Origin of the sequence: Microbispora cellulosiformans, from assembly GCF_008728085.1 — a bacterium.
Lineage (GTDB): Bacteria > Actinomycetota > Actinomycetes > Streptosporangiales > Streptosporangiaceae > Microbispora > Microbispora amethystogenes.
In genome coordinates this window covers 452,507-465,734 of sequence record NZ_VYTZ01000002.1, presented here as the reverse complement: position 1 = coordinate 465,734, position 13,228 = coordinate 452,507, and the positions used below count along the sequence as shown (strand labels likewise).

The following is a 13,228-nucleotide window of genomic DNA, read 5'->3' as shown; positions in this document are numbered from 1 at the left end:
CTGTCGCTGTGCGGAAGTCTAGGAACCCGTTGACTACTCTCGCCACACTTTTCGATTACTGACGGTGATTGTCTGAGTCCCGGGCTGGATAACCGGTTGCCGCGGCGTGGGGAGCGGCCGTTAGGGTCCCGCCATGGATCATGAGGTGGCGCTGCTGCTGGTCGCGGGCGTGGCCGTCTTCGCCGGGGCGGTCGTCCAGGGCGGGGTGGGGTTCGGGCTCGGCCTGGTCGCGGCTCCCGTGATCACCCTGCTCGACCCGACGGTGATGCCTGGCGCGGTGCAGGTCGTCAACATGACGATGCCGCTGCTCACGCTGGCCCGGGAGTGGCGGGGGACCGAGTGGCGGGGCGCGGGCTTCGCCCTCCTCGGCAGGCTGCCGGGAAGCGCCGCCGGGGCCCTGGTGATCGTCTACGTCAGCACGGCGACGCTGGGCGTGCTGGTCGGCGTCATGGTGCTGGCCGCGGTGGTGCTGACGGCCCGCGCCGTCGCGGTGCCCCGCAACGGCGCGACGCTGACCGCGGCCGGGTTCCTGTCGGGTGTAACCGGCACGGCCACCGGGATCGGCGGGCCGCCGATCGCCCTCGTCTACCAGAGTGCCCGCGGCCCGGAGATCCGGGCGACGCTGGCGACGTTCTTCTGCCTGAGCGCCGCGCAGTCGCTCGTCATCCTCGGCCTTCTCGGCAGGCTGCCGGCCCGCGCGCTGGTCGCGGGGGCGGCCCTGGTGCCGTTCGTCCTGCTCGGCCACGCCGCGTCCGGGCCGCTGCGCCGCTATCTCGACGGCGGAAGGGTGCGCGCGGCCGTCCTCGCCGTGGCGGCGGTCTCCGCGTGCGCCCTGCTCGGCCAGAGCCTCGCCCGGTGAGCCCGCGCGTGCCCGGCGGGTCAGACCCCGGTGACGGTCCACTGGTTGTTGGCGTTGTTGTTCGGCGTCCACATGCCGACGGCGGAGCCGGCGCTGGTGTAGCCCATGCCGTCGAGGGAGGTCCCGGTGCCGCGGTTGACGATCTGGTAGCGGCCGTTGCCCACGTCGTTCAGGCGCCACTGCTGGTTGTTGCCGCCGTTCCAGGCCGACTGCCTGGCGTTGGCGCCGTTGGCGGTGTTGCCCCAGCTGTCGACGACCATGCCGTTGGTGCGGTTGACGATCCGGTACCAACCGCCGCCCAGGTCGACCAGCTGCCACTGCAGGTTGTTGCTGCCGTCCCAGTTCCACTGCTTGATATTCGACCCCGACGCCACGTTGCCGCCGCTGTCCAGCACCAGGCCGGTGGCGGCGTTGGCGATCCGCACGTAACCGGTCGGGGTGCCGCCGGAGCCCGGCGAGGGGATCTGGCCGTTGAAGGTCAGCTTGACCACGTACGCGGGAGCGGTGAACGGGGCGTTGGACGACGGCATCGAGATGTGCAGGCCCGAGCCGTCCTGGGTGCGGTTGGGCAGGTCGGTGTACTGGCCCGCGGATGAGCCCAGCAGCTGCACCGAGGCCAGGTTGCTGAGGCTGATCCGGTTCGAGCCCAGCGTCGCGATGTTCAGCGTGGCACCCGGCCAGCCGAGCACGGTGGCGTACAGGACCGTGTTGTCCTTGCTGCGGGTGAACCGGATGTCCTGCGCGGTGCCCGCCCGGGGGGTGGTGAAGGAGCCGCCGCCCATCTGCGTGGGCCCCTCGCCGAAGACCGACCAGGCCCGGGTGGAGTAGATGGACTCGCCGAAGCGCTTGAGGTAGTCGCCGATGCCCAGCAGGATCGTCCGCTGCCCGGAGGGGATGGTGCCGTCGGCCATCGGGGCGATGTTGAGGAGCATGTTGCCGTTCTTGCTGACCCGGTCGATCAGCGAGTGCAGCATGGCGTTGAGTGAGTAGTAGCCGATGCCGTTCGTGTAGCACCAGCTGGAGCTGGAGATGCTGTCGTCGGTCAGCCAGTAGGGGGTCTGGATGCCCGCCGGGCCGCCGCGCTCGTAGTCGACCACCTCGCCCCTGGTGTTGTACCCGTCCTTGTAGGTGGCGACGACGTCCTTGTTCCAGGCGACCGCCTGGTTGTAGTAGTACGACAGGAAGTTCAGCCGGTACGACTCGGGGATCTGGCTGAGGTTGAAGTCCTCCCAGATGACGTCGGGCTGGTAGCCGTCGATGATCTCCTTGAGCTTGTCGTACCAGAGCTGGTATTCGGTGGTCTTGTCGAGCTGGCCGTACAGCTTCTTGAGGCTGGTGCTGGACTGTGCCGGCACCCATTGGTAGAAGCCCGTGAAGTTGTAGGCGTGGTGCATGGCCACCAGAAGCTTGAGCCCCTTGGACCGGATGGCGTCGGCGTGCAGTCGCAGCAGGTCGAGCTTGGGCCCGGTGGCGACCGAGTTCCATTCGTTCACCCGGCTGTTCCACATCGAGTAGCCGTCGTGGTGCTCGGCCACCGGCCCGGCGAACTTCGCCCCGGCGTCGGCGAACAGCTGCGCCCACTCGTTGGGGTCGAAGTTGCCGCCGGCCGACTTGAGCTTGGGCGCGAACTGCACGAAGTTGCCGGCCTTGTCCCGGGCACCGTTGATGAAGTTGTGGTACGGCCAGGCCGACGGGTCGCCGAAGACGCTCTTGTGGTGGTTGTTCTCGTTCGACCCGTTGTTGTACATGTTGCGCGGATACCACTCGTTGGCGTACGCCGGGACGCTGAAGACACCCCAGTGGAAGTAGATGCCGAACTTGGCGTCCTGGAACCACTCGGCGGCCGGCGGGTGCTGGTCGACCGAGGACCAGCTCGCGCTGTAGCTCTGCGGGCCGGCGGTGGCCCATGCGGGGCCGGCTTTCAGCACACCTGCGGCGGTGGCGACCGCGGCCGACGCGAGTAACTGACGGCGGCTCATCCGGAACGAGGGCGTAGACATACGCGTGCCTTTCGGAGAGAGGGCTCTGTGGTGCGGCGTATGAGGGTTACTGCTAAGACATGGGATGTCTTTGTAAGGCGGGGCACGGGGTCTGTCCAGACCCAACGGAGGCGGCGTCCCGCCGCCGATGCCCGCCCCGCCACCCGCCGCGCCCCCCGGAACGGGGCCACGTCGCATACCTCCGATGACGTTCGCCCATGCCGCACGCCTTGGCGGCCGGTGCCGGGTCCGCCCTGGGGTCGGCGCCCAGGTGCCCCACTCCGGTGACAGGAGCTCTTACAAAGGCATGGGATGTCTGTAAGTTTCACAACGCGGTCTCGCGGAGGGTGTGGTCACCTCGGCGGCTCGTCCGCGGGGCCGGGCGCCGAAGGGCCGAGGTTCTCCCTGAGCCAGGTCTCCGTGGTGTTCACGTGCAGCAGCGCGGCCGCCTGGGCGAGGGGCGCGTCGCCGTCCGCGAGCGCCCGGTAGATGGCGGCGTGCTCGGCGATCGTCCGGCCGGCCGCGTTCTCCACCACCAGCCCGCGCCACACGCGGGCGCGGAGCGTCCGGCCGGAGATGCCGCCGAGCAGCGCGCACAGCGACTGGTTGCCCGTGGCCGCGAACACGGCGCGGTGGAAGGCGTCGTCGTGGTGGTTCAGCAGCTCCACGTCGTCCTGGGCGGCGATCATCGCGTCGAGGTGACGTCCGACCTCCGCGAGCTGGGCGGCGGTGATCCGGGTGGCGGCCAGGGCCGTGGCCACCGGTTCGAACAGCCGCCGCACCTCGGTGATCTCCAGGAGGTCGTCGCCCCGCATCATCTCCACCGCCAGACCGACGCCCTCCAGCAGCAGTTCCGGCTTGAGGCTCGTGACGAAGGTGCCGTCACCCCTGCGCACCTCCAGCACGCGGGTGGTGATGAGAGAGCGGACGGCCTCCCTGAGCAGGTTGCGGGACAGCCCGAGCTCGGCGGCGAGGTCCTGCTCCGGCGGCAGGCGCGCGCCCGGGGGCAGGGCCCCGTCCTTGATGAGCTGCCGGATGCGTTCGATCGCCTGCTCGGTCAACGACATAGCCGAATTTTCGTACGCGGGGACCCGGAACAGCCACATGGACCCTTGGCGCGCCGGCCCGGGAGTGCCGGATATGGGGCGGCCGGAAAGGGGTGGCGGGGCCCCGAGGCTCACGGAAGGTCACTCCGCCGTCTCCTGCTGTGGCAGGAAACATGCGATGTATTCGGTCGGGCCTCCTCGCGCCGCTGAGCCACGGAACCGGTTGCACTCCCGAGAGGAGCAGGACTTTATCCAGGAATTTCGGGGGTTTCGGCGATTGCGACGCCTGGAGGTCTGGACACTGACATGGTTTTGGCCATAGAAAGACATCCCATGTTCTGTCAATAATGAGCACGTACGAGGGCAGCCTCGCCGGAGGCTCGCGCGCCCCCCGGCGCGCGGGCACGATCGCGCCCGCGGGCGCGATCGGCCACGGCAGGCCCGTCGTGGCGATGCAGAAGGAGAGACTATGAGAAGCAGACGCTTCGGGGCTGGGCTGGTTCTGGCCGTCGCCGGTTGCCTCGCCGCCGCGTGCGGGGGGAACGGCGGTTCCGGCGGCGAGGGGACCGCGGCCTCCGGCGGGACGGATACGGCGGCGAAGGCGGTGGTCGGCGTCGACTACCCGCGGTCGGACACCGACTTCTGGAACTCCTACATCCAGTACGTGCCCAAGTTCGCCGGTGAGCTGGGCGTCGACCTCAAGACCACCAACTCCCAGAACGACGTGGCCAAGCTCGCCGCGAACGTGCAGACGCAGATCGGCCAGGGCGTCAAGGCCGTGGTCATGGCGCCGCAGGACACCGCCGCGGTGGCGCCCACGCTGCAGCAGCTGGAGGGGAAGAAGATCCCCGCTGTGCTGGTGGACACGCGCCCCGACACGGGGAACGCGTTCATGGTCGTCCGCGCCGACAACCGCGCGTACGGGGAGAAGGCCTGCAAGTTCCTGGGCGAGAAGCTTCAGGGCAAGGGCAAGGTGGTCATGCTGGAGGGCGATCTGGCCTCCATCAACGGCCGGGACCGCACCGAGGCGTTCAACGACTGCATGAAGCAGAACTACCCCGGCATCACGGTCTTCGGCGAGGCCACGAAGTGGGACGGCGCCGTGGCCGCGCAGAAGCTCTCCACGAGGCTCACCGCGAACCCGGACATCAAGGGCGTCTACATGCAGTCGAGCTTCGCCCTCGCGGGCACGCTGCAGGTGCTGAAGCAGCGTGACCTCCTGGTGGCGCCGGACGACCCCAAGCACGTCTTCGTCGTCTCCAACGACGGCATCCCGCAGGAGCTCAAGGACATCGCCGCCGGGAACATCGACGCCACCGTCTCGCAGCCCGCGGACCTGTACGCCAAGTGGGCGCTGTCGTACGCGCAGGCCGCGGCCGAGGGCAAGACCTTCCAGCCGGGCAAGACCGACCACGACAGCACCATCATCGAGGTGCGGCCCGGTCTGCTCGAAGACCAGCTCTCCGCGCCTCTGGTCACGGCGGACGGCGGTACGTACGGTGACATCTCCAGCGTCAAGCACGACGACAAGTCGCTGTGGGGCAACAACCTGAGCTGAGAGGCATGACAATGGGCGATTTCGCGGCAGGGCCCGCGAGCCCTTCGCCCGCCCGCGACGGCGAGCCGGTCCGCACCGGCCCGCCCGTCGCCGAGGCGGAAAGCATCACCAAGAGATACGGCGAGACGACGGCGCTGGACCGCGCCCACATCACGATCAGGCAGGGGGAGACCCACGCGCTCGTCGGACGCAACGGCGCCGGCAAGTCGACGTTGGTCTCCATCCTCACCGGCCTGCAGGCGCCGGACGAGGGCGAGGTCCGCTTCGCCGGGACCCCCGCGCCGCGGTTGTCCGACCGCGACGCGTGGCGGGAACGGGTCGCCTGCGTCTACCAGAAGTCCACGATCATCCCTGAGCTGACCGTGGCGGAGAACCTGTACCTGAACCGGCACGACCGCGGCCGGTTCGGACTGGTCGGCTGGAAGGGCGTGTGGCGGAAGGCCGCCGAGCTCCTGGAGGCCTGGTCGGTGGACGTCGACGTCCGCCGGCCGGCCGGGGAGCTCGGCGTGGAGCAGCGGCAGTTCGTGGAGATCGCCCGGGCGTTGTCGTTCGGCGCCCGGTTCATCATCCTGGACGAGCCGACCGCGCAGCTCGACGGCGCGGCGATCTCCCGGCTGTTCGACCGGATGCGGGCGATGCGGGACCAGGGAGTGACCTTCCTGTTCATCAGCCATCACCTGCAGGAGATCTACGAGATCTGCGACACGGTCACGGTGTTCCGGGACGCCCGGCACATCCTGACCGCGCCGGTGACCGACCTGCCGCAGGGCGAGCTGGTCGCGGCGATGACCGGGGAGGCGGCCGGCCTGCGGGAGCACGCCGTCCGCCCGCCGGTCCTGGCCGAGGCCCCGGTGGTCCTCGACGTCCGGGGACTGACCGACGGCGACGTCTACCAGGACGTCGACCTCACGGTCCGCGAGGGAGAGATCGTGGGCCTGGCCGGCCTCGGCGGCAGCGGGAAGACCGAGCTCGCCGAGACCATCGTGGGGCTGCGTGCCCCGCAGGACGGGACCATGGAGGTGGGCGGCCGGCGCCCGCGTCCGGGGAGCGTGCCGGACTCGCTCGCCGCGGGCGTGGGATTCGTCCCCAGGGACCGGCACCACCAGGGGCTCGTCCCGCTGATGTCGATCGCCGACAACACCACGATGACCGTGCCCGAACGGCTCGGATCGGCGGGGTTCGTCAGCGGGCGCCGCAAGGACGCGCTGGCCCGCGAGATGATCAGCAATCTCGCGATCAAGACTCCCGGCCCGGACCTGCCGGTCTCCGGGCTGTCCGGCGGCAACCAGCAGAAGGTGGTGATGGCCCGCGCCCTGGCGAACGACCCCCGCCTGCTCGTGCTGATCACGCCGACCGCCGGGGTCGACGTCCGGTCGAAGGAGTTCCTGCTCGAAAAGGTCGAGGAGATCGCCGGAAACGGCACCGGTGTCGTGATCGCCTCCGATGAACTTGACGATCTGCGGCTGTGCAACCGGGTGCTCGTGCTGTTCCACGGCCGGGTCGTCGCGGATCTGGCCGCCGGCTGGCACGACCACGAGATGGTGGCCGCCATGGAAGGAGTCGACCTCGATGCCTGAGACCACCGCCGCCCACCCCGGGACGGGCCACCCCCAGGGCTCCGCGCCGCCGGAGAGCGCGGAGACGGGAAGGCGCCGCTCCCCGATCCCGCTGGCCCGGCTGCGGGACTTCGCCCTGGTCCCCGCGATCATCGTGATCGCGATCGTCGGCCAGGTCGTGAGCCCGATCTTCCTGCAGGCCGACAACCTGATCAACATCCTGCAGACGATGTCGGAGATCTCGCTGCTCGTCCTGGCGCAGACGCTCGTGCTGGTCGCCGGCCGGATGGACCTGTCGCTGGAGTCGACCTTCGGGCTGGCTCCCGGCGTGGCCGCCTGGCTGACGGTCGCGGCGGGGGCGGGACACGGGCTCGGGCTGGTGCCCGGGGCGTGGGCGATCCCGATCACCCTCCTGGTCGGCGTGCTCGTCGGAATGGTGAACTCGCTGTTCATCGTCCGCTTCGGGCTCAACGGCTTCATCGTCACGCTGGGCATGCTCATCGTGCTGCGCGGCCTCCTGACGGGCATCTCCGGCGGGCAGACCTTCTTCAACCTCCCGGCGCCCATGGCCTACCTCGGCTCGACGATGTGGCTCGGCGTGCCCGCGTCGATCTGGATCTGCCTGCTGCTGTTCGCGGCCGGCATCGTGCTGCTCGGGTTCACCCGGTTCGGGCGCGCGTTGTACGCCATCGGCGGCAACGTGGACGCAGCCAAGGCGGCGGGCATCCGTACGGACCGGGTGCTGTGGATCACGCTGATCTCCGCCGGCGCGCTGGCCGCGCTCGGCGGGCTCATGCTGTCGGGCCGGCTCGCCTCCGTCGCCGCCTCCCAGGGCAACGGAGCGATCTTCACGGTGTTCGCGGCCGCCGTCATCGGAGGGGTCAGCCTCAACGGCGGCAAGGGAACGGTGTTCGGCGCGTTCACCGGCATCCTGCTGCTCTACATGATCCAGAACGTCCTGACGCTGGCGGGCGTGCCCGCCCAGTGGATCGACGCGCTCAACGGGGCGATCATCCTCACCGCCCTGGCGATCTCCCGGCTGACCGGGGGCAAGTCACAGAACTGAGGGGGTTCCGGCAGCCCGGGCACGGCTGCCGGAACGTCTTCCCACGGCCGCCGGACCATGCGGCCTGATCACGGGGTCGCGGCGGCGACCGACTCCCGGAGGCGGACGGGCATCGGCACCCGGTGCACCTCGCCCTCCCGCACTGCGCCCTCCCGCACTGCGCCCTCCCGCACTGCGCCCTCCCGCGCGGCGTCGTCACCGTCACGGCCCATCTCCGCGAACAGGACGTCCACCGCCCTGCGGCCCAGGACCCAGGGAGGCCCGGGGAACACGACGATGGTCCCCGGGCTGAAGATCTACCGACCTGTGGGCCAGTGCTCGGCGTTCACGCCGGGGGTGAAGGCCCACGCGGGAGTGCCCGCTAGGGCGCGAGTGTGCCCTGGCCTTCCGCCCGTGAACAGGTCAGCTCATGGTCACGCCCTGGCGGGAGATGCTCACCTCCATCAATCACTGTCAGCTCACATGGGTCGTTTCTGCTGTTCGATGCAGTGCTTGAGGACCGTGAGTGGTGCGCCGCCCACGCTTGTGGCGAGGTGGCAGCCGGGACCAGATGTGCCCGCTCCACGGGTACCGGCGGCCGGGAGCGCTGTATACCTCGCGAGGATCCGCTCCGAGACGCCCTTCCGTGCGTTGGCGTCCGACGCGAATATCGGGGTCACTCAGGGTGTGGATTCCGTCACGGTGGCGTAAACCCGGGGGTGCGATCCGGGTGTGGAGGTGGCCAGGCAGGCGCGGGCGCACGTGGCGCGTCTCGACCTCAGTGCCGCCCAGGTGGCGGTGCTGGACGGTCAGGCCCACACCGCCCGCGCGTTGTGGAACCTGCTGCACGAGTACTGCACTTTCCGGCAGGGCCGGTTGGCCTCGGTCAAGGACTGCGACGCCGCGATCCGGCGGGCCCGCCGCGAGATCGACTGGATGGGGCGGCTGCCCGCTGAGGCGGCCCAAGCGGTGCTGAGAACCTACCGGCAGGCGTGGGCGAACTTCTTCGACCCCGGCCACCCCGCGAAACGGCCCGGCTTCAAGAGCCGGTCCCGGTCCCGGATGGCCGTGGATGTCCCCCAGGGGCGGGACCTGAACATCGCGCGGCTGAATCGGCGGTGGGGCGCGGTCAACCTGCCCAAGGTCGGGCGGGTGCGCTTCCGGTGGACCAGGGACCTGCCCGGCGTCACCAGGGGTGGACCGGCCGGGCGGATCACCGGCGCGCGGCTGGTCAAGGACGCCTTCGGGTGGCAGATCGTGTTCCGCACCGAAGCCGTGGTCGCGGCGGCCCCGATCGCCCACCGGGGCAGGCACCTGGCCCTGTCGGACGGCACCACGCGTGAACATGGGGACTGGCTCACCAGCCGTGAGAAGGAACGTCTGCGCCGCCTGGAGAAGAAGTCCGCCCGCCAGCGCCGCACTCGCTCTCCCGGCCGGCCTGCGTCCAAACGGCTGGCCCGCACCTATGACCGGATCGCCCGGCTCCGCGCGACAGCCAAGCGCCGAGCCTTGAACTGGCAGCACCAGACCACCACCGAACTCGCGCGCACCTACGGCGTGGTCGTGGTGGAAGACCTGCCGATCATGAACATGGTCCGCTCCGCCACGGGCACGGTCGAGCGCCCCGGCCAGAACGTGCGGCAGAAGGCGGGGCTGAACCGCGCCATCACCGGGCAGGCGTGGGGCCGCACCGTCATCCTGCTGGGGTACAAGGCCCGTGATCGCGGCGGGCTGGTGGTGAAGGTGCCCGCCCCGGGCACGTCGCAGACCTGCCACCGGTGCGGGCACCGCGACCCGGCGGCCCGGGTCAGGATCAGGTACGCCTGTGTCAACTCCGCGTGCGGGTGGGCCGGGCACGCCGACACCAACGCCGCGATCAACATACGCAACGCCGCAGGAACTGCGGTGTCAGGACGTGGAGACCTCGGGGCTGCCCGGTCCGCGAAGCGTCAACCCCCGCACGCCGCTTAACCGCGACACGACGGGAGAATCTCCGGCCTCAGGCCGGAGAGGAGTTCAATACCTCGCCTTCTCCGAACGGCAGGTGGGCACGGCCTCCGCTCTCGCCGTCGTGCTCATGGTGCTCGTCATCGTCGTCGCCCTTCCCATCCAGTGGCTCACGAAGGACAGGTCCTCATGATCGTCGGGCGCCGCCCGCCCGCACGCCCGGATTTGGCTGCTCACGAGGGACGGCGACGGCTGGCACGACCTCGGGCCCGCGTTCGCCGACGGCGCCTCGCCGGGCAGCCGCGAGTGGTCCGGATCGGCGGTCCGCCGCCCCGACGGCACCGTGTCGGTCTTCTACACGGCCGCCGGGCACCGCGAGGTCCTCCGCTCGGACGGCCGAATCTACCTGCGGGCCGACGAGATCGACGGGGGACCCGGGCGTATCAGAGCCTTCCGCGACCCGGGCTGGTTCCGGGACCCGGCCGACGGGCGCGAGTATCTCCTCGTCGCGGCATCCGTCGCCGCGCCCGCGATCGGAGAAGCCGAAGACGGCGGAGACGGCGGCTACATGGGCGCGGTGGCCCTCGCCGAAGCGCGGGACGGCGGCTGGTCGATGCTGCCTCCCCTCCTCGTGGCGGACGGCGTCAGCCACGAGCTCGAACGGCCGCATGTCGTGGTCCGCGACTCGTCCTACTACCTGTTCTTCTCGACCCAGCGCCACTCGTTCCACCCGCCGGGAAGCGCGCCCACCGGGCTCTACGGCTTCGTCGCGCCCCGCCTGACCGGGCCGTACGCGCCGCTCAACGGGTCGGGGCTGGTGGCCGCCAATCCCCCGGAGGAGCCCGACCAGGCGTACGCCTGGCTGGTGCTGCCCGATCTGCGCGTCGTGAGCTTCGTCAACTACCGGTCCACCGGCGTCGGCGCGGACCCCTGGCGGGCCGGGGCCGCCGAGGCGCGGGCCGCCTTCGGCGGGACGATCGCGCCGGTCTTCCGGCTCGCCCTCGACGGAGCCCGCACCCGCGTGGTCGCCCTCGCGCCTATAACTGGGCCCTCAGGAGGGGAGCAGCGGCAGCAGGGCGTTCAGGCGCCCGGACGCGAAGCCTGAGAGATCCAGCGAGCAGAAGGTGAAGCCGGCGCCGCGGACGGCGGCGTCGACGTGCTCGCGCGCCTCGGTCACGCGCGGGATCTCGTCCCGCGGCACCTCCACCCGGGCGAGCGTGCCGCCCGCGTGCGCGCGCACCCGGCACACGGGGAAGCCGAGGCCGCGCAGCGCGGCCTCGGCGGCCTCGACCCTGGCCAGCACCTCGGGCGTGACCGGGTCGCCGTAACTCACCCGCGAGGCCAGGCACGGCGCGGCGGGCTTGTCGGCGGTGACCAGCCCGAGCCTGCGGCTGACCATGCGGACGCCGGCCTTGGTCAGCCCGGCGTCCACCAGCGGCGCGATGGCTCCGCGCTCGGCCGCGGCCCGCTGCCCCGGGCGGTGGTCGCCGAGGTCGTCGAGGTTCGTGCCGAGGGCGACCCGGGCGCCCATCGCGGCCGCCAGCGGCGCGACGGCGTCGAACAGCGCCGACTTGCAGTGGTAGCACCGGTCGGCGCCGTTGGCGGCGTACTCGGGCCGCTCGGCCTCATCGGTGCACACCTCCAGATGGGCGAGGTCGTGGCGCCGCGCGAACGCACGGGCCGCGGCCCGCTCGGAGGCGGCCAGGCTGGGGGAGACCGCGGTGACGGCGAGGGCCCGCCGCCCGAGCACCCGGGCGGCGGCGAAGGCGAGCAGCGCGGAGTCGGCGCCGCCGGAGTAGGCGACGACGACCGCGTCCTCCCGGCGCAGCCGGGCCGTCAGCCGCTCCAGGGCCTCGTCGGCGGCCTGATCAGTGGTGTCGTCCACCCTTACGTCAGCCTCCATGCCAGCCTCCATGCCGGACTTCACGTCAGCCTTCCCAGCGGTGCCCGTCAGGGTAGCGGTAGTCGGCGACGGACTCGTCGTGCATCCGGGCGTTGTAGCCGGGCGCGTCGGGCAGCCGGTAACGGCCCCGGTCGATGTGGACCGGGTCGACGAAGTGCTCGTGCAGGTGGTCGACGTACTCCAGGACGCGCCCCTCCAGGCTGCCGCTCACGCAGACGTAGTCGACCACCGACATGTGCTGGACCAGCTCGCACAGGCCCACGCCTCCCGCGTGCGGGCAGACGGGCACGCCGAACTTGGCCGCCATCAGCAGGATCGGCACGATCTCGTTGACCGAGGCGAGCCGGCACGAGTCGATCTGGCAGAAGTCGATCGCCCCGGCCTGCAGGAGCTGCTTGAACATGACCCGGTTGTGCGCGTGCTCCCCGGTGGCCACGCCGACGGGCGCGATCGCCTTGCGGATGGCCGCGTGGCCGAGCACGTCGTCGGGGCTGGTCGGCTCCTCGATCCAGAGCGGCTCGTACGGCGCCAGCCGGTTCACCCATTCGATGGCCTGGGGTACGTCCCACACCTGGTTGGCGTCGATCATGAGGGTCAGGTCGCCGATCTCCTCACGGGCGATCGCGAGGCGGCGTACGTCGTCCTCCAGGTTGGCGCCGACCTTGAGCTTGACGTGGGTCCAGCCGTCGGCGACCGCCTCGCGGCACAGGCGGCGCAGCTTGTCGTCGTCGTAGCCGAGCCAGCCCGGTGTGGTGGTGTAGCCGGGGTAGCCGTGCGCGGCGAGCTCGGCGATCCGCTCCTCGCGGGTCGGGGCGAGCCGGGCCAGCATCTCGACGGCCTCGTCCGGGGTCAGCACGTCGGACAGGTAGCGGAAGTCACAGGCCGCGACCAGCTCCTCGGGCGTCATGTCCGCCACGAACCGCCACAACGGCTTGCCGGCCCGGCGGGCGGCGAGGTCCCAGGCGGCGTTCAGCACGGCCGCCGCGGAGATGTGCACCACCCCCTTCTCCGGGCCCAGCCAGCGCATCTGGCTGTCGGACATGATCTGGCGGTAGAGACCGCCGAGGTTCCCGGCCAACTCGTCGACGTCACAGCCTTGGAGCCGTGCTCCGATCTGCCGGGCGGCGGTCACGCACAGGTCGTTGCCACGTCCGATGGTGAACGTCAGGCCGTACCCGGCGAGATCGCTGTCCGTCTGCAACACGACGTACGCCGCGGAGTAGTCGCCGTCCGGGTTCATGGCGTCCGACCCGTCGAGCGTCGCGGAGGTCGGGAACCTGATGTCGATCACGTTCACCGAGGTGATCGTCGGCATGGGCGAACTCCAAATGATCC

General features: G+C 70.8%; 12 protein-coding genes. 7 read left to right on the top strand and 5 right to left on the bottom strand.

Features of this window, described 5'->3' with window-relative positions; genetic code table 11:
- Positions 1-133: 133 nt before the first annotated feature.
- Entirely contained in the window at positions 134-859 is a 726-nt protein-coding gene (locus F5972_RS06080) for a sulfite exporter TauE/SafE family protein (protein ID WP_150931916.1), read from the top strand.
- Positions 860-879: 20 nt separating this feature from the next.
- Here F5972_RS06080 and F5972_RS06075 read toward each other — a convergent pair whose 3' ends face one another.
- Entirely contained in the window at positions 880-2,859 is a 1,980-nt protein-coding gene (locus F5972_RS06075) for an alpha-L-fucosidase (RefSeq protein WP_150931914.1), read from the bottom strand.
- Between the two features lie 332 nt (positions 2,860-3,191).
- Positions 3,192-3,905: a FadR/GntR family transcriptional regulator gene (locus tag F5972_RS06070; RefSeq protein WP_150931912.1), complete on the bottom strand. Its 714-nt coding sequence runs from the start codon at positions 3,903-3,905 to the stop codon at positions 3,192-3,194.
- 326 nt (positions 3,906-4,231) lie between these two features.
- On the opposite strand from F5972_RS06070, the gene F5972_RS38745 reads away from it, so the two are divergent.
- From F5972_RS38745 to F5972_RS06055, 4 genes are read left to right on the top strand one after another with little or no spacing between them, the layout of a single operon-like run.
- Entirely contained in the window at positions 4,232-4,357 is a 126-nt protein-coding gene (locus F5972_RS38745) for a hypothetical protein (protein ID WP_263641800.1), read from the top strand.
- The gene (locus F5972_RS06065) at positions 4,354-5,442 is read left to right on the top strand and encodes a sugar ABC transporter substrate-binding protein (protein WP_150931910.1); all 1,089 of its coding nucleotides are present in this window, start codon (positions 4,354-4,356) and stop codon (positions 5,440-5,442) included. Before F5972_RS38745 ends, F5972_RS06065 begins: the two co-directional genes overlap by 4 nt.
- Before the next feature lie 5 nt (positions 5,443-5,447).
- Positions 5,448-7,019 carry a sugar ABC transporter ATP-binding protein gene (locus F5972_RS06060; RefSeq protein WP_150931908.1) on the top strand — a complete coding sequence of 524 codons (1,572 nt, stop codon included), beginning with the start codon at positions 5,448-5,450 and terminating at the stop codon, positions 7,017-7,019.
- Positions 7,012-8,064, top strand: a complete 1,053-nt coding sequence (locus F5972_RS06055; protein WP_150931906.1) for an ABC transporter permease — start codon at positions 7,012-7,014, stop codon at positions 8,062-8,064. Before F5972_RS06060 ends, F5972_RS06055 begins: the two co-directional genes overlap by 8 nt.
- A 68-nt stretch (positions 8,065-8,132) precedes the next feature.
- Here the strand turns inward: F5972_RS06055 and F5972_RS06050 are convergent, their stop codons facing one another.
- A complete protein-coding gene (locus F5972_RS06050; RefSeq protein WP_150931904.1) occupies positions 8,133-8,336 on the bottom strand; it encodes a hypothetical protein in 204 nt (67 codons plus the stop codon).
- A gap of 439 nt (positions 8,337-8,775) precedes the next feature.
- On the opposite strand from F5972_RS06050, the gene F5972_RS06045 reads away from it, so the two are divergent.
- Both F5972_RS06045 and F5972_RS06035 read left to right on the top strand, forming a co-directional pair.
- Positions 8,776-10,014, top strand: coding sequence for an RNA-guided endonuclease InsQ/TnpB family protein (locus F5972_RS06045; protein WP_225311203.1), 1,239 nt, complete (start codon positions 8,776-8,778; stop codon positions 10,012-10,014).
- A 199-nt stretch (positions 10,015-10,213) separates the two neighbouring features.
- Positions 10,214-11,095, top strand: a complete 882-nt coding sequence (locus F5972_RS06035) for a glycoside hydrolase family 68 protein (protein WP_225311258.1) — start codon at positions 10,214-10,216, stop codon at positions 11,093-11,095.
- Here the strand turns inward: F5972_RS06035 and larE are convergent.
- Both larE and F5972_RS06025 read right to left on the bottom strand, forming a co-directional pair.
- Positions 11,042-11,893 (bottom strand): ATP-dependent sacrificial sulfur transferase LarE, encoded by an 852-nt coding sequence (gene larE / locus F5972_RS06030; RefSeq protein ID WP_150931900.1) that lies wholly within the window; start codon positions 11,891-11,893, stop codon positions 11,042-11,044. The two genes, F5972_RS06035 and larE, sit on opposite strands and share 54 nt — an antisense overlap.
- 25 nt (positions 11,894-11,918) lie before the next feature.
- The gene (locus F5972_RS06025) at positions 11,919-13,208 is read right to left on the bottom strand and encodes an L-fuconate dehydratase (RefSeq protein ID WP_150931898.1); all 1,290 of its coding nucleotides are present in this window, start codon (positions 13,206-13,208) and stop codon (positions 11,919-11,921) included.
- Positions 13,209-13,228 lie beyond the last annotated feature (20 nt).